Origin of the sequence: Streptomyces sp. NBC_00569 (genome assembly GCF_036345255.1) — a bacterium.
Lineage (GTDB): Bacteria > Actinomycetota > Actinomycetes > Streptomycetales > Streptomycetaceae > Streptomyces.
Window position 1 is genome coordinate 7,819,889 of the sequence record NZ_CP107783.1, and the last position, 17,146, is coordinate 7,837,034.

The 17,146-nt window shown below is 72.7% G+C and carries 19 protein-coding genes; 12 read left to right on the forward strand and 7 right to left on the reverse strand.

From position 1 onward, the window contains the following. Positions 1 to 2 precede the first annotated feature (2 nt). A complete protein-coding gene (locus OHO83_RS35195; RefSeq protein WP_266668515.1) occupies positions 3 to 452 on the forward strand; it encodes a GNAT family N-acetyltransferase in 450 nt (149 codons plus the stop codon). 79 nt (positions 453 to 531) lie between these two features. Then, positions 532 to 1,107 carry a histidine phosphatase family protein gene (locus tag OHO83_RS35200; RefSeq protein WP_266668513.1) on the forward strand — a complete coding sequence of 192 codons (576 nt, stop codon included), beginning with the start codon at positions 532 to 534 and terminating at the stop codon, positions 1,105 to 1,107. Position 1,108: 1 nt separating this feature from the next. Here the strand turns inward: OHO83_RS35200 and OHO83_RS35205 are convergent, their stop codons facing one another. Beyond that, on the reverse strand, positions 1,109 to 1,555 hold the full coding sequence (locus OHO83_RS35205; protein ID WP_329436015.1) for a DUF6314 family protein: 447 nt from the start codon (positions 1,553 to 1,555) through the stop codon (positions 1,109 to 1,111). An 89-nt stretch (positions 1,556 to 1,644) separates the two neighbouring features. On the opposite strand from OHO83_RS35205, the gene OHO83_RS35210 reads away from it, so the two are divergent. The 6 genes from OHO83_RS35210 (at position 1,645) to OHO83_RS35235 (ending at position 7,020) form a co-directional block, all read left to right on the forward strand. Further along, entirely contained in the window at positions 1,645 to 1,971 is a 327-nt protein-coding gene (locus OHO83_RS35210) for a hypothetical protein (RefSeq protein WP_329436017.1), read from the forward strand. Between the two features lie 92 nt (positions 1,972 to 2,063). Then, positions 2,064 to 3,092: an N-acetyl-gamma-glutamyl-phosphate reductase gene (gene argC, locus OHO83_RS35215; protein ID WP_266668507.1), complete on the forward strand. Its 1,029-nt coding sequence runs from the start codon at positions 2,064 to 2,066 to the stop codon at positions 3,090 to 3,092. An 88-nt stretch (positions 3,093 to 3,180) separates the two neighbouring features. Further along, positions 3,181 to 4,332 (forward strand): bifunctional glutamate N-acetyltransferase/amino-acid acetyltransferase ArgJ, encoded by a 1,152-nt coding sequence (argJ, locus tag OHO83_RS35220; protein ID WP_330280263.1) that lies wholly within the window; start codon positions 3,181 to 3,183, stop codon positions 4,330 to 4,332. Beyond that, the gene (gene argB, locus OHO83_RS35225; RefSeq protein WP_266668503.1) at positions 4,329 to 5,264 is read left to right on the forward strand and encodes an acetylglutamate kinase; all 936 of its coding nucleotides are present in this window, start codon (positions 4,329 to 4,331) and stop codon (positions 5,262 to 5,264) included. Before argJ ends, argB begins: the two co-directional genes overlap by 4 nt. Further along, positions 5,261 to 6,463 carry an acetylornithine transaminase gene (locus OHO83_RS35230; RefSeq protein ID WP_330280264.1) on the forward strand — a complete coding sequence of 401 codons (1,203 nt, stop codon included), beginning with the start codon at positions 5,261 to 5,263 and terminating at the stop codon, positions 6,461 to 6,463. The genes argB and OHO83_RS35230 overlap by 4 nt, the downstream gene beginning before the upstream one ends. Positions 6,464 to 6,480: 17 nt before the next feature. Then, positions 6,481 to 7,020 carry an arginine repressor gene (locus OHO83_RS35235; protein ID WP_100597053.1) on the forward strand — a complete coding sequence of 180 codons (540 nt, stop codon included), beginning with the start codon at positions 6,481 to 6,483 and terminating at the stop codon, positions 7,018 to 7,020. Between the two features lie 73 nt (positions 7,021 to 7,093). Here OHO83_RS35235 and OHO83_RS35240 read toward each other — a convergent pair whose 3' ends face one another. The 4 genes from OHO83_RS35240 to OHO83_RS35255 form a co-directional block, all read right to left on the reverse strand. Next, a complete protein-coding gene (locus OHO83_RS35240) occupies positions 7,094 to 8,065 on the reverse strand; it encodes a bile acid:sodium symporter family protein (protein ID WP_266668499.1) in 972 nt (323 codons plus the stop codon). A gap of 98 nt (positions 8,066 to 8,163) precedes the next feature. After that, positions 8,164 to 8,856: an FAD:protein FMN transferase gene (locus tag OHO83_RS35245; RefSeq protein ID WP_330280827.1), complete on the reverse strand. Its 693-nt coding sequence runs from the start codon at positions 8,854 to 8,856 to the stop codon at positions 8,164 to 8,166. A gap of 31 nt (positions 8,857 to 8,887) precedes the next feature. Next, the gene (locus OHO83_RS35250; RefSeq protein WP_330280265.1) at positions 8,888 to 9,340 is read right to left on the reverse strand and encodes an FMN-binding protein; all 453 of its coding nucleotides are present in this window, start codon (positions 9,338 to 9,340) and stop codon (positions 8,888 to 8,890) included. An 8-nt stretch (positions 9,341 to 9,348) separates the two neighbouring features. Beyond that, positions 9,349 to 10,716, reverse strand: coding sequence for a ferredoxin reductase family protein (locus OHO83_RS35255; RefSeq protein WP_266668496.1), 1,368 nt, complete (start codon positions 10,714 to 10,716; stop codon positions 9,349 to 9,351). 144 nt (positions 10,717 to 10,860) lie between these two features. On the opposite strand from OHO83_RS35255, the gene OHO83_RS35260 reads away from it, so the two are divergent. Together OHO83_RS35260 and OHO83_RS35265 are read left to right on the forward strand one after the other, a co-directional pair. Continuing rightward, positions 10,861 to 11,589: a response regulator transcription factor gene (locus OHO83_RS35260; RefSeq protein WP_329436023.1), complete on the forward strand. Its 729-nt coding sequence runs from the start codon at positions 10,861 to 10,863 to the stop codon at positions 11,587 to 11,589. Next, positions 11,586 to 13,064 (forward strand): sensor histidine kinase, encoded by a 1,479-nt coding sequence (locus tag OHO83_RS35265; RefSeq protein WP_330280266.1) that lies wholly within the window; start codon positions 11,586 to 11,588, stop codon positions 13,062 to 13,064. Before OHO83_RS35260 ends, OHO83_RS35265 begins: the two co-directional genes overlap by 4 nt. Here OHO83_RS35265 and OHO83_RS35270 read toward each other — a convergent pair. Both OHO83_RS35270 and OHO83_RS35275 read right to left on the reverse strand, forming a co-directional pair. Beyond that, positions 13,058 to 13,768: a L,D-transpeptidase family protein gene (locus tag OHO83_RS35270; protein WP_330280267.1), complete on the reverse strand. Its 711-nt coding sequence runs from the start codon at positions 13,766 to 13,768 to the stop codon at positions 13,058 to 13,060. The genes OHO83_RS35265 and OHO83_RS35270 overlap by 7 nt on opposite strands. A 3-nt stretch (positions 13,769 to 13,771) precedes the next feature. Next, positions 13,772 to 14,359 (reverse strand): pyridoxamine 5'-phosphate oxidase family protein, encoded by a 588-nt coding sequence (locus tag OHO83_RS35275; RefSeq protein ID WP_329436026.1) that lies wholly within the window; start codon positions 14,357 to 14,359, stop codon positions 13,772 to 13,774. 254 nt (positions 14,360 to 14,613) lie between these two features. Between OHO83_RS35275 and argH the strand changes: the two genes are divergently transcribed. Together argH and OHO83_RS35285 are read left to right on the forward strand one after the other, a co-directional pair. Further along, positions 14,614 to 16,041, forward strand: coding sequence for an argininosuccinate lyase (gene argH / locus OHO83_RS35280; protein WP_116503257.1), 1,428 nt, complete (start codon positions 14,614 to 14,616; stop codon positions 16,039 to 16,041). Between the two features lie 189 nt (positions 16,042 to 16,230). Further along, complete coding sequence (locus OHO83_RS35285) at positions 16,231 to 17,088, forward strand: DUF4132 domain-containing protein (protein ID WP_266668491.1); 858 nt, start codon at positions 16,231 to 16,233, stop codon at positions 17,086 to 17,088. Positions 17,089 to 17,146 lie beyond the last annotated feature (58 nt).

Below are 17,146 nucleotides of genomic sequence, written 5' to 3' on the forward strand. Positions count from 1 at the left end.
TCATGACCGACACGCCCACCACGGCCCCGGCGCTCCCCGGCGGCTACGAGATCTCGACCGACGCCTCCCGAGTCGACGCCGCCCGCGTGCACCGCTGGCTCTCGACGGACGCCTACTGGGCCATGGGCCGCGCCCGCGAACACCAGGACCGGGCGATCGCGGGCTCGCTGAACTTCGGGGTGTACGACACCGCATCGGGTGAGCAGGTCGCGTACGCCCGTGTCGTGACCGACCAGGCCACCTTCGCCTGGCTCTGCGACGTCTACGTGGACCGGGCCGTCCGCGGCAAGCACGTGGGCACCGCGCTCGTCGCCGCCGTCCGCGGCCACCTGGAGCCGCTCGGCCTGCGCCGCATCATGCTCGCCACCCGGGACGCGCACGGGGTGTACGACAAGGTGGGCTTCGCGGCGCTCGCCGAGCCGGAGAACTGGATGGTGCTCACCCTGCGGTGAGCGCGCGGCGGGGCGCATGCGGCGGACATACGCCCCGTGGACTCTTGACCGCAGCCGTGGCACGCCCCACGATCACCGCATGCCCGTTCGCGTGACGCTTCTCGCCGCCGCGCGCAGCGCCTCGCTGCTCGCCGAGCGCTTCGACGACGACCGGCCCCTCGACCACACCGGATGGCACGAGGTGGAGCTGGCCTCGCCCGCGCTGGTGCCGCTCGCCGCGGCGGAGCTGCGCTACTGCGCGCCCACCGCCCGCAGCCGCGGCACCGCCGAGGCGCTCGGACTCGCGCCCCTGGCCCAACTCGCCCTGAGGGACTGTGACATGGGCCGCTGGCGCGGGCGCACGCTCGCCGAGGTGACGGCCGTCGAGCCGGGCGCCGTCGACGCCTGGCTGCGCGACCCGCGATCGGCGCCGCACGGCGGGGAGTCGCTGCTCGCGTTCATATCGCGGGTCGGCGGCTGGCTCGACACGCGGCCGAACGACGACGGCGCGACCGTTGTGGCGGTCGCCGAGCCGGCCGTCGTGCGGGCGGCGCTCGTCTACGCGCTCAAGGCGCCCCCGTCGACGTACTGGAACATCGACGTACGCCCCCTGTCGGCCGCCGTCCTCACGGGCGGCGCGGGCCGCTGGAGCGTGCGGCTCGACGCCGCGGTGTGAGTCAGGGCGCGGCGCGCGTGTACGCGGTGGTGAGCACCAGGTCCTTCGCCGGGCCCCTGACCCGCCACTCCATCCGCCACCGGTCCGGCCCTGTCACCTCGAACTCGCCGCGGTAGAGGTCCGCCGCGCAGGGATGGTCCGCCGTGTGACGGCCGGTGCGCAGGTCCAGGTCGTGGAAGAAGCGGCCGTCGGAGAACCGCACGACGGCCGTGCCGGGGGCCTCGCCCGGCAGGAACCGCAGATTGCGCTCGGCGGGCCGGGCGGTGCCGTGCCACACGAAGGTGCCCGCCTCGTGGTGCAGCAGCCCGCCCGCGTCGTCCGACGTGAAGTCCGTGGTGCCGGAGAAGGTGCCGACCGCGTCGCCGGCGAGGTCGCGCACCGTCCGCTCGACGTGCCACCGGCCCGCCAGATGGGCCAGCACGTCGGGGACCGGCCAGGCCTCACTCATCTCGTCCCACCCATCTCGTCGCCCGTGCTCCCCATCTTGCCGCCTGGCGCGACCCCGCCCGGCGACGGGGTCGAGCCGTCGGAAATCCCTTGCGCCACGCCGGGCATCTCCGCGAGCCGAGGCGCTCCGACCGGCGGCGCGTCCCCGCTGCCGGGATCGAGCTCCTGCGCAGCGCCGCGGGCGGCAATCCGCACACCCTTGTCGCGGACGAGGGCGCCTGCCACTGGACGGACCGCGTCGTCGACCCCACGGGCCTCGCGCTCGGCATGATCGAGAACACCGCCGTCGCCTGTCTCATCCACCCCGAACACGGCGGCACCGGCATCGCCCCCGGCCGCTACCTCGTACGCCGCCGGCGTGAGCGGGCCGCATCACGCCACGGCCTGCGCGGCGGGAATCAGCTGATCGCCGACTGATCGCCGACTGACGGGACCGAGGCTCGGCGATCACTCGCATTGCATAAACGTGCATTCATGCGTATAGTCATGCCATCCAAGAGGAGGGTTCCATGGCGGTACGCGTAGCAGTGGCAGGGGCAAGCGGATACGCGGGCGGAGAGCTGCTGCGTCTGCTGCTCGCTCATCCCAATGTGGAGATCGGCGCCCTGACCGGCAACTCGAACGTGGGGCAGCCCCTCGGCGCGCTCCAGCCGCACCTGGTGCCGCTGGCCGACCGGATCCTCGAGCCGACGACCGCCGAGGTGCTCTCCGGCCACCACGTGGTCTTCCTCGCGCTGCCGCACGGGCAGTCCGCCGCCGTCGCCGAGCAGCTCGGCGAGGACACGCTCGTCGTGGACATGGGCGCCGACTTCCGGCTGAAGGACGAGGGCGACTGGGAGAAGTTCTACGGCAGCTCGCACGCCGGGACCTGGCCCTACGGGCTCCCCGAGCTGCCCGGCGCGCGCGCCGCGCTGGAGGGCACCAAGCGCATCGCGGTCCCCGGCTGCTACCCGACCGCCGTCTCCCTCGCGCTCTTCCCCGCGTACGAGGCCGGGCTCGCCGAGCCGGAGGCCGTGATCGTCGCCGCGTCCGGGACGTCCGGTGCGGGCAAGGCACCCAAGCCGAACCTGCTCGGTTCCGAGGTCATGGGCTCCATGTCCCCGTACGGCGTGGGCGGCGGTCACCGGCACACCCCCGAGATGATCCAGAACCTGGGCGCGGTCGCCGGTGTGCCGGTCTCCGTCTCCTTCACGCCGACGCTGGCCCCGATGCCGCGCGGCATCCTCGCCACGTGCAGCGCCAAGGCGAAGCCGGGCGTGAGCGCCGAGAGCGTACGGGCCGTCTACGAGAAGGCCTTCGCCGATGAGCCGTTCGTGCACCTGCTCCCGCAGGGGCAGTGGCCCGCCACTTCTTCGGTCTACGGCTCGAACGCCGTGCAGGTGCAGGTCGCGTACGACTCGGCGGCCGGCCGGATCATCGTGATCAGCGCCATCGACAACCTCACCAAGGGCACCGCGGGCGGCGCCCTCCAGAGCATGAACATCGCCCTCGGTCTCGACGAGACCACGGGGCTTACCACGATCGGAGTCGCGCCGTGAGCGACGCGCGCGCAGCCACCGGGCCGCAGACGGGAACGAAAGCCGCGCCGCTGCGCTGCGCGGGCGGAGAAGCGAACGAGGAGACAGCGTGAGTGTGACGGCAGCCAAGGGATTCACGGCCGCGGGCATCGCCGCCGGGATCAAGCAGAACGGCAACCCGGACCTGGCCCTCGTGGTCAACAGCGGGCCCCGCCTGGCCGCCGCCGGCGTCTTCACCTCCAACCGCGTGAAGGCCGCGCCGGTGCTCTGGTCGGAGCAGGTCCTCAAGGGCGGGCTCGTGTCCGCCGTCGTCCTCAACTCCGGTGGCGCCAATGCCTGTACCGGCCCCAAGGGCTTCCAGGACACCCACGCCACGGCGGAGAAGGTCGCGGAGGCGCTCGGCCTGAACGCGGGCGAGGTCGCCGTCGCCTCGACCGGCCTCATCGGTGAACTGCTCCCCATGGACAAGCTCCTGCCCGGCGTCGACACGGCGGTCGCGCAGCTCGGCCCGCACGGCGGTGAGAAGGCCGCCGTCGCCATCAAGACCACCGACTCCGTGCACAAGACCGCGGTGTTCGAGGGCGACGGCTGGACGGTCGGCGGCATGGCCAAGGGCGCGGGCATGCTCGCCCCCGGCCTCGCCACCATGCTCGTCGTCCTGACGACGGACGCCGACCTGGAGGCCGGCGTCCTGGACAAGGCCCTGCGGGACGCCACCAAGGTCACCTTCGACCGCGTCGACTCCGACGGCTGCATGTCGACGAACGACACCGTGCTGCTCCTGGCCTCCGGTGCCGCCGAAGTCACCCCCGAATACGCCGAGTTCGCCGAGGCCGTCCGCACGGTCTGCGACGACCTCGGACGGCAGCTCATCGGCGACGCCGAAGGCGCCAGCAAGGACATCAGGGTCGACGTCGTCAACGCCGCGACCGAGGACGACGCCGTCGAGGTGGGCCGCTCCATCGCCCGTAACAACCTCCTCAAGTGCGCGATCCACGGCGAGGACCCCAACTGGGGCCGGGTGCTGTCGGCGATCGGCACGACGTCCGCCGCCTTCGAGCCCGACCGGCTGAACGTCGCCATCAACGGCGTCTGGGTCTGCAAGAGCGGTGGCGTCGGCGAGGACCGCGAGCTCGTCGACATGCGCTTCCGGGAGGTCGTCATCACCGCCGACCTGGCGGCCGGCTCCGAGACCGCGACGATCTGGACGAACGACCTGACCGCGGACTACGTCCACGAGAACAGCGCGTACAGCTCATGAGCACGACACGGAAGCACACGGCGCTGCCCAAGGCGCAGATCCTCATCGAGGCGCTGCCCTGGCTCACCCGGCACCAGGGCAAGACCGTCGTCATCAAGTTCGGCGGCAACGCCATGATCGACGAGGACCTCAAGGCCGCCTTCGCGCAGGACGTCGTCTTCCTGCACCACGCGGGCCTCAAGCCCGTCGTCGTGCACGGCGGCGGACCGCAGATCAGCAAGGCCCTCGACCGGCACGGCATCGTCAGCGAGTTCAAGGCGGGCCTGCGGGTCACCACCGAGGACGCGATGGACGTCGTGCGGATGGTCCTGGCCGGCCAGGTGCAGCGCGAGCTCGTCGGGCTCCTCAACGAGCACGGCCCGCTCGCCATCGGCCTCACCGGCGAGGACGCGCACACCATCACCGCCACCAAGCACAAGCCCGAGATCGGCGGCGAACTGATCGACATCGGCCGGGTCGGCGAGATCACCGAGATCGACACCGGCGCCATCGAGGCCCTGCTCGCGGACGGCCGTATCCCCGTCGTCTCCTCGATCGCCCGCTCCCAGGACGACGGACACGTCTACAACGTCAATGCCGATACGGCGGCTGCGGCCCTCGCCGCGGCGCTGGGCGCCGAGACCTTGATGGTCCTGACCGACGTCGAGGGCCTCTACGAGGACTGGCCGAACTCCGACGAGGTCATCAGCAGGCTCACCGCGAGCGAGCTGGAGAAGCTCCTTCCCGAGCTGGCCAGCGGCATGGTGCCCAAGATGGAGGGCTGCCTGCACGCCGTGCGGGGCGGCGTGACGACCGCCCGCGTCATCGACGGCCGGGTCCCGCACTCGATCCTGCTGGAGATCTTCACCGACGAGGGCATCGGCACGATGGTCGTGCCGGACGCCCCCGAGGCCACCGACGTGAGCGCCATCGACGCACAGGGGGAGTCATGAGCAACCAGGAGCTGACCGCGCGCTGGCAGGGCGCGCTCATGGACAACTACGGCACGCCCCGGCTGCCCCTCGTCCGCGGCGCGGGCGCCAAGGTGTGGGACGCCGACGGCAAGGAGTACGTCGACTTCGTCGGCGGCATCGCGGTCAACGCCCTCGGCCACGCGCACCCCGCGGTCGTCCAGGCGGTCACCGAGCAGATCGCCTCCCTCGGCCATGTCTCGAACCTCTTCGTCGCCGAGCCGCCCGTCGAGCTCGCCGAGCGGCTCCTCCAGCTCTTCGGCCGGTCCGGCCGCGTGTACTTCTGCAACTCGGGCGCCGAGGCCAACGAGGGTGCCTTCAAGATCGGCCGCCTGACGGGCCGTTCGCACATGGTCGCCACCCAGGGCGGCTTCCACGGCCGGACGATGGGCTCCCTCGCGCTGACGGGCCAGCCCGGCAAGCAGGAGCCGTTCGTACCGCTGCCCGGCGACGTCACGCATGTCCCGTACGGCGATGCCGAGGCGCTGCGGGCGGCGGTCACGGAAGAGACCGCGCTCGTGATCATCGAGCCGATCCAGGGCGAGAACGGCGTCGTCGTCCCGCCCGCCGGCTACCTCAGGGCGGCCAGGGAGATCACCCGGGCCACCGGCACCCTGCTCGTCCTCGACGAGGTGCAGACCGGTATCGGCAGGACCGGCCACTGGTTCGCGTACCAGGCGGAGGAGGGCATCGCCCCCGACGTCGTCACGCTCGCCAAGGGGCTCGGCGGCGGACTGCCCATCGGCGCGACCGTCGCGTTCGGTGAGACGGCCGAGCTGCTCAAGCCCGGTCACCACGGCACGACGTTCGGCGGGAATCCCGTCGCCTGCGCGGCCGGCCTCGCGGTGCTCGACACCGTCGCGGGCGAGGGCCTCCTGGGCAACGTCAAGCGTGCCGAGGCGCGGCTGAGGGACGGAATCACGTCACTCGGGCACCCGCTCGTCGGCCACGTAAGGGGCGCCGGGCTCCTCCTGGGTATCGTGCTCACCGAGCCGCTCGCGCCCCAGGTGCAGCAGGCGGCTCAGGACGCAGGCCTCCTGGTGAACGCGCCCGCCCCAGATGTCGTACGGCTCATGCCGCCGCTCAACCTCCACGACGACGAGGTGGACACCCTCCTCCAGGCGCTGCCCGGCGTCCTGGACAAGGCCCTCGAAGCGGCCGACGGGGAAGGACGATCCTGAGGAATGGGACGACGACGATGAGTCAGGCGCAGGACAACGAGCATGCCGCGGGACCCGCCGTGCCGCAGACCCGCACCGCGCGCCACCGCCGGATCGTGGACATCCTCAACCGGCAGCCGGTGCGCTCGCAGAGCCAGCTGGCGAAGCTCCTCGCCGACGACGGCCTCACGGTCACGCAGGCGACGCTCTCCCGGGACCTGGACGAGCTGGGCGCGGTCAAGATCCGCAACACCGGCGGCGAGCTGATCTACGCGGTGCCCAGCGAGGGCGGATTCCGCACCCCGCAGGCCCCGCTCGGCGGCTCCGCCAAGGAGGAGCGGATGCGGCGGCTCGCGGGGGAACTGCTGATCTCCGCGGAGGCCTCGGCGAACCTCGTGGTCCTGCGCACCCCGCCCGGCGCCGCCCAGTTCCTCGCCTCGGCGATCGACCAGGCGGAACTCCAGGTCATCCTCGGCACGATCGCGGGTGACGACACCTTGATGCTGATCAGCCGCGACCCGGCCGGCGGGCAGGCGCTCGCCGACCATCTGCTGCGGCTCGCCCAGAACGACCACTGAGCGCGCTGAATCGTCCGGGCTCGCGCCCCGGACCGCCCGATGCACGGGCGGTCCGGGGCGCTTTCGCGTTCTCTCAGGCCTGCTCGGCGCGGCGAGCCCGGTACGACATCCAGGCGGCGACCAGGGCGCCCGACACGTTGTGCCACACGGAGAACACCGCCGCGGGGAGCGCCGCGAGCGGGCTGAAGTGGGCTGTGGCGAGCGACGCGGCGAGCCCCGAGTTCTGCATGCCGACCTCGAACGCCATCGCGCGGGACGCGGGCGCCCCGAGGCGGGCCAGCTTTCCGGCGCCGTAGCCGAGTGCGAGGCCGAGGCCGTTGTGGAGGACGACGGCGAGCAGGACGAGCCCGGCCGCCGACTTGATCGCCGTCGCGCTGCCCGCGACGACCACGGCCACGATGACGGCGATCGTCAGCGCCGACAGCCAGGGCAGGAAGCCGAGCACCCGGTCGACGTACCGGCCGAGGACCAGGCGCACGACGAGTCCGGCGATGACCGGCAGCAGCACGGTCTTGAGGATGTCCGTGACCATCGATCCCGCGTCCACGGGCAGGAACTCGCCCGCGAGGAGCAGGGTCAGCGGCGGCGTGACGAGCGGGGCGAGCACGGTCGAGACGGTGGCGACGGAGACGGACAGGGCCACGTCGCCGCGCGCCAGATACGTCACCACGTTGGAGGCCGTGCCGCTGGGGGCGCAGCCCACGAGGATCACGCCCGCCGCCAACTGGGGCGGCAGGTCGAGGGCGTTGGCTATCAGCCAGCCGAGCCCCGGCATGATCACGTAGTGCGCGACGAGTCCGAGGCCGACGGCCCAGGGCCGCTTCGCGACGCCCTTGAAGTCGTGCGGGGTCATCGTGAGCCCCATGCAGAACATCACCACACCCAGCAGGTACGGGACGTTCGTCTTCCAGCTCACGAAGGCGTCCGGCAGGGCGAGCCCGATACCGCCCGCCGCGAGCACGAGTACGGGGAACACGGTCACGGCCAGGCGCGCGGCGCGGTTGCCGGTGTCCGTCGGCTGAGGGATCAATTGTTCGGTCTGCACCGGGTGATGCAACGCCGCCGCCCGGCCCGCCCGCAACCGCGTCTCGTTATGTGGTCCTTACATCTTCATGGGGCCGTCACATCTTCCCCCTGTCCTCGTCAGGGGGTCACCGACCAGGTCTCCCCGTCCGCCGTCACCGCGAACGCCGTGACCCCGGGCTGCGCCTCCAGCCACGCCCGCGCCCCCGGACCCATCGCGTACGCGGCGGTCGCCCAGGTGTCCGCGTCGGTGAGCCCCTCGTGGACGACGGTCAGGGAGGCGAGACCGCCGACGGGTGCCTGCCCGGTGTGCGGGTCGACGACGTGGCAGCCGCGCTCCGCGGGACCCGACGTGGCCACCGCGAGCGCGCCCTGCCGGGACTCGACGACCGCCGCCACCCGACCCGGGCGCAGCGGATGCGCGACGCCCACGCGCCACGGGCCGCCGTGGAGCTGGACGTCGCCGCCGCCGTTCAGACAGACGCCGGTCGCGCCCGCGGCGAGCAGCCCCTCGGCCGCGCGTTCCACCGCCCACCCCTTGACGAGGCCGCTCGGGTCGAAGCCGCCGGAGTGCCCCGCGGTGAACCAGCCGCCGGTGTGCTCCCGCGCCCGCTCGCACCGTCGCAGCACCTCGCGGACCTCGGGCGCACAGTCCTGGGGCGCGAGCTCGCCCCGGGCGATCCGGCTGACCGCGCTGTCCTCTCGGTACGTCGAGAAGACGGCGTCCACATGACGCAGCCACGCCTCCGCCTCGTCGAGCGCCCGCGGATCCACGTCCGTGCCGCGCACGGTGATCGAGAACACCGTGCCCATGGTGTGCACGACCCGGTGCAGCCCGGCCGCCTCACCCACGGGCCTGGTCCAGCGCGCTCTGCAGCGACGAGATGTAGCCCTCGCTGGTGAACGTGGCGCCGGAGACGGTGTCGATCCGGGCGCTCTGGGCGTCCAGGGTCTCCTGCACGAGGGTCGGGACCGAGGACGAGGCGATGTCCTGGCTGCGCCGGTCGCCCGACGGGGTCTTGACGGCACGGACGGCGGTGATCTTCGCGCCGTCGACGGTGATCTCGACCTGGACGGGGCCGTAACGCGTCTGCACGGTCTCGCCGGTGAGAGTCCGCTTCCCGCTCGCGCTGCCGGACCCGGTGCCGCCCGGGACCGCCGGGGACCGGCTGGACGCCGGGGTCCGCGGGGCCGCCGTGGCCGGCGGAGAGTGCGGCTTGAGTGCGAGCGCCAGCGTCGTCACGGAGACGGTCGCGACGCAGGTCAGGACGGTACGGCGGATCGGATGGGCTCTCATGGCGCGGCTCACAGCTCGAACGACTCGTAGTGGACACGGGAAGCGGGCACTCCGGCCTCGCGCAGGGCGTCGTACGAGGCGAGCGCGAGGCCGTGCGGCCCGCACAGGTAGACGTCGTGGGCCGCGATGTCCGGGAGCATCCGGCGCAGTCCGTCCGCGGTGACGTCCGTCCGGGTGCCGTCGGCGTCGTTCAGGGCGTACACGAGGCGGGCGCCGCGGCCGGCCGCGATCGACTCCAGTTCACCGCGCAGCGCCAACTCCTCGGCGGTGCGCGCCCGGTAGAGCAGCGTCAGGTCGCCCGGCGCCGCCGGCAGCGTCTCGAAGAGCGTGCGCAGGGGGGTGATGCCCGTGCCACCCGCGAGCAGCAGCACCCGGCGCGAGCGCCGCAGCCCCGCCGTCAGCGCCCCGTACGGCCCCTCCGCCCACACCCGCGTACCCCGCGTCAGGCCCGCGACGGACGCGCTGTGGTCGCCCAGCGCCTTCACCGTGATCCGCAGGAACCCGCCGCGCGGCACCGCCGACAGGGAGTACGGGTGCGAGGCTCCCCACATGCCGGGCGTGAAAAAGCGCCAGCGGAAGAACTGACCCGGTTCCGCGCCGAGCGCCTCCAGCCGTCGGCCGCCCACCCACACCGACGTCACCCCCGGCGCCTCCCGCACGACGGCCTCGACGCGCAGCCGGTGCCGGACGTTGAGCCGCACCGGCACCAGCACCCGGAACCACAGCACGAGCGCGGCCACCCCCAGATAGAGGGCGTACCAGGCCGCACGGGCGGCCGCCCCGCCCGTGAAGTCGGCGCCGAGCGCCAGTTGGTGCCCGAACGCGAGGAAGATCGCCGCGTACGTCAGGACGTGCAGGTAGTACCAGGTCTCGTACCGCATTCGGCGGCGCACCGCGCGTGCCGACACGAAGCCCACGAGCACGAGCACGGCCGCGCCCACCGTGCCCTTCAGCATCTCCGGGTAGTCGAGGACGATCGTGCCGAGCTCCGACACCGGGTCGGTACGGCTCTGCGCCGCGTAGCCGAGAGTGATCAGGAGGATGTGGCCGAGGAGCAGACCGACCGTCCAGCGGCCGGCCGAGGCGTGCCAGCGCGCCGTCCTGTCGCTGCCGAGCCCCTTCTCCAGAAGCGGCACGCGCGCCATCAGGGCGACGAGGAGCGCGCACATGTAGCCGCACATCAGGCCCATGATCCGGCCCGCCCCCGTCAGCCAGCCGTCGGCGCCGGACACGACGCCGGTACCCTGCCACCACAGGGCGAGCACCGCGGCCCCGCCCGCGCCCGCGGCGGCCAGCAGGGGCACCGCGGGGGAGCGGCGGCGCGCCGGGCGCGGGGCTCGGTGGCGCAGCGGCGGGGGGCTGTGCGTGGTGGTCACCGGAGCGGCTCCTCGTCGGATCAGGTCGGGCGGGCCGGACAGGACGCAACTGTGCGGCCCGAACCTCTGAGCGGGCTCTGAACGGGCGGCCCCGCACCTTCTTCAGAGCGAACTCACAGCAATCCGAGAGAGCCTTGCGACGAGATGAACGAACGCCCCGCACTCACCCGCCCCGACGGCACCCCCGTGCGCGTGCTCGTCGTCGACGACGAACCCGACATCGCCGAGGTCGTGACCGGAGTCCTGCGCTACGAGGGCTGGGACGTCCGCACCGCCGGGACCGGCCGTGACGCCGTGCGCGAAGGACTCGACTTCCGTCCCGACGCCGTCGTCCTCGACATCATGCTGCCGGACCGTGACGGCCTGTCCGTCCTGCGCGAACTGCGCGCCGCGCAGCCGCACGTCTGCGTGCTCTTCCTCACGGCCCGCGACACCGTCGAGGACCGGGTCACCGGCATCACCGCGGGCGGCGACGACTACGTGACCAAGCCGTTCAGCCTGGAGGAACTGGTGGCGCGGCTGCGCGGCCTGCTGCGCCGGGCCGGCATGACCAGGGAACTCGCCGCGAGCGCCCAGCTCACCGTCGGTGACCTGGTGATGGACGAGGACGCCCGCGAGGTCACGCGCGGCGGCACGGGCATCGACCTGTCGCCGACCGAGTTCGAGCTCCTGCGCTGCCTGATGCGCAACCCACGCCGCGTCCTCAGCAAGACCCAGCTCCTCGACCGCGTCTGGTCCTACGACTTCGGCGGCCAGGCCCATGTCGTCGAGCTCTACGTCTCCTACCTGCGCAAGAAGATCGACGCCGGCCGCGAACCCATGATCCACACGGTGCGCGGCGCCGGGTACGTCCTGAAGCCGGCCGGCCGATGAACCGGCCGCGCCCGCGCATCCCGCACACCCTGCGCGCCCGGCTCACCGCCGGGCTCGTCCTGCTGCTCGCCGTCAGCTGCGCGGCCGTCGGTGTGGCCGCGGTCGTCGAACTGCGCGGCTTTCTCACCGGGCGGCTCGACCAGCAGCTCCACGAGGCCGGCAGCGCCCTGCCCGCCAGCCTCGAACACAGCGGCCGGGCGCCCGACGATCACGACGGGGACGAGCACGCCGACACCCGCCGCCAGGCCACCGGCACCCTCGGCGTCCGGCTCCTCGGCGGCGCCGTCACCAGCGCCGCCGTCGTCCGGGCGGGCGCAGTCTCCGATGGCCCTGCCGACCTGGGCGTGCGCCTGTCGGGTGCGGACCGCAGGACCCTCGCCCGCCTGCCCGTCGACGGGCGCGGTCACACCGTGCGGCTGTCGTCCCTGGACCGCTACCGGGTCGAGGCCTTCGAGGGGAGGGACGGCGACGTCCTCGTCACGGGCCTGCCGCTGGAGCCCCTCGAAGCCACCGTGCACCGCCTCGAACTCGTGTCGGCGGGCGTCTTCGGGATCGCGCTCGCCGCCACCGGCGTCGCCGGCGCCCTCTGGGTGCGCTGGTCCCTGCGCCCGCTGAGCCGGGTCGCCGCGACCGCCACCCGCGTCAGTGAACTGTCGCTCGCGAGCGGCGCGGTGGTCCTGCCGCCGCGCGCCCCCGAGTCCGACCCGCGCAGCGAGGTCGGCCAGGTGGCGTCCGCCTTCAACCGCATGCTCGGCCACGTCGAGGACGCGCTCACCCGCCGGCACGCCTCCGAGGAACGCCTGCGCAGCTTCTCCGCCGACGCGAGCCACGAATTGCGCACCCCCGTCGCCTCCATCCGCGGCCACGCGGAACTCGCCCTCCTGCACCGGGGCCCCGTACCCGCCGAGGTCCGCCGTGCGCTGGAGCGCATCGCCGCGGAGTCCGGACGGATGGGCGAGGTGGTCGAGGACCTGCTCCTGCTCGCCCGCCTGGACGCGGGCCGACCCCTGGAACGCGAGCCGGTCGACCTCACGCGCCTCGTGCTCGACGCGGTCACCGACGCCCGGGCGGCGGGTCCGGACCACCGCTGGGTCATGGAGCTCCCGGAAGAACCGGTCACCGTCACGGGCGACGCGCACCGCCTCCACCAGGCCGTCGCCAACCTCCTGGCCAACGCCCGCCTGCACACCCCGCCCGGCACCCGGGTCACCGCCCGCATCGACGCCGACGAGCTCGGGGTGTCGCTGTCGGTACGGGACGACGGTCCCGGCGTCCCGGAGGAGATCCGCGACGGGATCTTCGAACGCTTCACCCACGGCGACCGGCCCAGGCCGGCCGGGGCGGGCGGCGGCACCGGACTCGGCCTCGCCATCGTGACGGCGGTCGCGGAGGCACACGGCGGCACCGCGACGCTGCGCAGCGAGCCGGGCGAGACCGTGTTCACGGTCCGCCTGCCGAAGGCGCCGCCTCAGTAGCGCGTGATCGCGGTCGCGCCGCTCGCCGTTCCGATTGCGATGTGCGGCCGCCGGCCCGGCTCGGCCCAGCGCAGGATGCGCCGCATCGCGTCCGCCGGGACCGACACGCATCCGGCCGTCGCCCCGCGCCCGTTCACGTGCAGGAAGATCCCCGCTCCGCGTCCGCGCACCGGCCGGTCGTAGTTGTAGGCGACGACGAAGGCGTGCGCGTACTGGGTCGCGTACGACACGAGGTGTTCGGACTCGGCGGCGCGGCAGTCGGCCGGACGCGGCTCGGTCCAGCGGTTGTAGGACCGCGAGTCGTTGTCCTGGCACCACCAGGAGTCCTGGTGCACGCGCCGGTAGGCGGCGGTCGTACCGGCCGGGGCGGGCTCGGTCCCGAAGGCGAACGGCAGGCCGTACAGCCCCGTGGGTGTCGTGTACGTGCCCTGCTTGCGCGAGCCGCCGTCGGTGAGGCCCTTCGCGCCGAACCGCGCCGCCGCCGAACCTGCCGCGACCCACCGGCCGTCGCGCCGGTCCCACCAGGTGACGGTGCCGGTGATGGAGCCCGTGCGCGCGGCCTGCGCGGTGACGAGCTGGGAGCCGCCGCCCGTGTCGGCCATCCGGGCGGGCAGCGGCGCGGGCCCGCCGGGCGGTGCCGCGCCCAGGATCAGCAGGGCGGTCGTCGCGGCCAGGGACGCGATGGTGACAGGTCGTGAGCGCATGTGTCAGACGGTAGTCGGAGGCAGCGGGAGCGGCAGCCCCGGAAGTCCGTCGATGCTGTGCTCGATGTGTTCCTTCTTCTTGAAGTACTCGCTCAGGGAGGCGTCGTCCTCGCGCGCGAACCGCCTCCCGTGCAGGTCGCGGTCCGCGTCGTACGACATGAAGGGCACCGCGTATCCGCAGCTGTCGCGGATGAGGTCTGCGGTCACGACGACGATGGCGCGCAGGCCGTGGAGGCTGGGGTCGATGTCGGGGAAGTGTTCGAGCAGGTCCCTGAACCGTGGGTCGTCACGGAAGACGGGTTCTCCGTGGCCGTGCACCCGGACGATGTTCGGAGGACCCTGGAAAGCGCACCACATGAGGGTGATGCGGCCGTTCTCGCGCAGGTGCGCGATGGTCTCGGCGGTGCTGCCGGCGAAGTCGAGGTAGGCGACGGTCCGCTCGTCGAGCACGGCGAAGGATCCCCTCAGTCCTTTGGGTGAGAGGTTCACCGTGCCGTCCTCGGAGAGGGGCGCGGTCGCGGTGAAGAACATCGGCTGCTCCTCGATGAAGGTGCGCAGCCTGCCGTCTATGCGTTCGTAGGTCTTTCCCATGGTTCTGGATTATCGACCCGAGATCGTTCGCCTGTCTAAGGATTTCGCGCGCGTCTCGGTCCATGGGTGGTCGATCGACGGGCCGATTGACGAATCATGCAGTGCAATGCATACTCATGCATGACGTCATCGACGTCTTCGCCCTGTCCTCGAAGAGCGCGGCGAAGCGCGACCTCGCCTGATACCCGTTACGGGAAGGGGCGGGACGGGGAAGAGAAAACCCGCCCCGCGTCACCGCACATCTAGGAGCAACCGTGAGCAGCAACACCGGCGATGTCCGCCTCTGGGGCGGCCGGTTCGCCGACGGCCCCGCCGAGGCCCTGGCGAAACTCTCCGCCTCGGTCCACTTCGACTGGCGCCTGGCGCCGTACGACATCGCCGGCTCCCGCGCCCACGCGCGCGTGCTGCACAAGGCGGGCCTGCTCACCGAGGACGAGCTGACCCGCATGCTCGCGGGCCTCGACCAGCTCGAAGCGGACGTGGCGGACGGCTCGTTCGTCGGGACGATCGCCGACGAGGACGTCCACACGGCGCTGGAGCGCGGCCTCCTTGAGCGCCTCGGCGTCGACCTCGGCGGCAAGCTGCGCGCGGGCCGGTCCCGCAACGACCAGGTGGCCACGCTCTTCCGCATGTACCTGCGCGACCACGCGCGCGTCATCGGCGGCCTCGTCGCCGACCTCCAGGACGCGCTCGTCGGCCTCGCCGAGGCGCACGCCGACGTCGCCATGCCCGGCCGCACGCACCTCCAGCACGCCCAGCCGGTCCTGTTCGCGCACCACGTCCTCGCGCACGTCCAGTCCCTGTCCCGGGACGCCGAGCGGCTGCGGCAGTGGGACGAGCGCACGGCGGTCTCGCCGTACGGCTCCGGAGCCCTGGCCGGTTCGTCGCTCGGCCTCGACCCGGAGGCCGTCGCGAAGGACCTCGGCTTCGAGCGCGGCTCGGCCGGCAACTCCATCGACGGCACCGCGTCGCGGGACTTCGTCGCGGAGTTCGCCTTCATCACCGCGATGATCGGCGTGAACCTCTCGCGCATCGCCGAGGAGATCATCATCTGGAACACGAAGGAGTTCTCCTTCGTGACCCTCCACGACGCCTTCTCCACCGGCTCGTCGATCATGCCGCAGAAGAAGAACCCGGACATCGCCGAGCTCGCCCGCGGCAAGTCCGGCCGCCTCATCGGCAACCTGACCGGCCTCATGGCCACGCTCAAGGCCCTCCCGCTCGCGTACAACCGCGACCTCCAGGAGGACAAGGAGCCGGTCTTCGACTCCTGCGACCAGCTCGAGGTCCTGCTGCCCGCGTTCACCGGCATGATGGCCACGCTCACGGTCAACCGGGAGCGGATGGAGGAGCTCGCCCCGGCCGGCTTCTCGCTCGCCACCGACATCGCCGAATGGCTCGTCAAGCAGGGCGTGCCGTTCCGCGTCGCGCACGAGGTCGCCGGTGAGTGCGTCAAGGAGTGCGAGCAGCATGGCATCGAGCTCGACCAGCTCACGGACGAGCAGTTCGCGAAGATCTCCGAGCACCTCACGCCCGAGGTGCGCACCGTCCTCGATGTGCCGGGCGCGCTCGCCTCGCGCAACGGCCGGGGCGGCACCGCTCCTTCGGCCGTCGCGGTGCAGCTCGCCGAGGTGAAGGACGACCTCGCCGTGCAGCGCGCATGGGCCGACGCCAAGTCCTGACCTGCCTTTTGTGCGGCCCGGCCCTTCAGGGGGCCGGGCCGCACCGCGTTGTCAGTGGCTGCCCCTAAAGTCTCCTGCAGTTGATCAACACCGGCTCACAACCGGTGCTCGTGACGCGTGCCTTCGGCGCGCGCCCACGACCGATGGTCGACATCTGGGGAACGGGAAGCGACTGTCGGGGAGGCAGTGGTGGGGTGGATGCGCGCGGGCGACTATGAAGTCGCCCTGGACGACGGAGGCAAGGTCGTCTGCCGCAACAGCAAGGGGCGGCTCCTGAAGTCGGTGCCGCCGAAGATCGCCGACGAGCAGGCCGTCATCGGGCTCCGGCAGCTCACCGAGTGGCTGGAGCGGCACGAGCGCGACTGCCGGGAGCGGGCCGAGCGCTGGATGACCCGCTCCCTTCCTGTACCGGCGGCGGTGCTCGCCGAGGTCTGGCCCGACCCGGCCTGGCGCGCCGCCCTGAAGGACCTGGTCGTCACCGGCGACGACGGGACGGTCGCCGGGTTCCTGCGCGACGCCGACCCCGAGCGCGGCATCGGCCTCGTCGACCTCGACGGGGACACCGTGCGCATCCGCCCGCGGCAGATCAGCATTCCCCACCCGGTCCTCCTGGACGACCTCGGCGAACTGCGCGAATTCGCCGTCGAGTTGGGGGTCGACCAAGGCGTCCAGCAGCTGTTCCGCGAGATCTGGACCCGCGGCGCCGACCGCGACCCGGCAGCCCAGGCGGTCGACGACTACGAGGGCGGCGCCTTCAAGGAACTCCGCTTCCTCGCCGGCCGCGCCACTTCCCTCGGCTATCGGGTGCGCGGCGGCCACGCCGTCCAGCCCGTGCTCGAAGCCGGACGCACCGTCGAGGCCCGCGTCTGGATCGGCGACTACGAGGGCTACGCCGAGACGGAGACCGGACCGCTCACCTGGACCACCGAGGGCGGACAGGCCCTGGCCCTCGCCGAAGTCGGGCCGGTGGCCTGGTCGGAGGGCCTGCGCATGGCCGCCGCCCTCTACGCGGGCCGCGAGCTCGAGGACGGGGAGCAGGCGGCGTGAACACGGCGGTGAGCGGCGCGGGCACGGGTCCGGGCGCGGCAGACACGACCAGCACAGC

Coding starts and splice junctions, on each gene's coding strand:
- OHO83_RS35270 (WP_330280267.1), bottom strand. CDS start 13,768: ATGCGCTCACGACCTGTCACCATCGCGTCCCTGGCCGCGACGACCGCC.
- OHO83_RS35230 (WP_330280264.1), top strand. CDS start 5,261: ATGAGCAACCAGGAGCTGACCGCGCGCTGGCAGGGCGCGCTCATGGAC.
- OHO83_RS35275 (WP_329436026.1), bottom strand. CDS start 14,359: ATGGGAAAGACCTACGAACGCATAGACGGCAGGCTGCGCACCTTCATC.
- OHO83_RS35250 (WP_330280265.1), bottom strand. CDS start 9,340: ATGAGAGCCCATCCGATCCGCCGTACCGTCCTGACCTGCGTCGCGACC.
- OHO83_RS35265 (WP_330280266.1), top strand. CDS start 11,586: ATGAACCGGCCGCGCCCGCGCATCCCGCACACCCTGCGCGCCCGGCTC.
- OHO83_RS35235 (WP_100597053.1), top strand. CDS start 6,481: ATGAGTCAGGCGCAGGACAACGAGCATGCCGCGGGACCCGCCGTGCCG.
- argB (WP_266668503.1), top strand. CDS start 4,329: ATGAGCACGACACGGAAGCACACGGCGCTGCCCAAGGCGCAGATCCTC.
- OHO83_RS35195 (WP_266668515.1), top strand. CDS start 3: ATGACCGACACGCCCACCACGGCCCCGGCGCTCCCCGGCGGCTACGAG.
- OHO83_RS35260 (WP_329436023.1), top strand. CDS start 10,861: ATGAACGAACGCCCCGCACTCACCCGCCCCGACGGCACCCCCGTGCGC.
- OHO83_RS35200 (WP_266668513.1), top strand. CDS start 532: ATGCCCGTTCGCGTGACGCTTCTCGCCGCCGCGCGCAGCGCCTCGCTG.
- OHO83_RS35205 (WP_329436015.1), bottom strand. CDS start 1,555: ATGAGTGAGGCCTGGCCGGTCCCCGACGTGCTGGCCCATCTGGCGGGC.
- argC (WP_266668507.1), top strand. CDS start 2,064: ATGGCGGTACGCGTAGCAGTGGCAGGGGCAAGCGGATACGCGGGCGGA.
- OHO83_RS35245 (WP_330280827.1), bottom strand. CDS start 8,856: ATGGGCACGGTGTTCTCGATCACCGTGCGCGGCACGGACGTGGATCCG.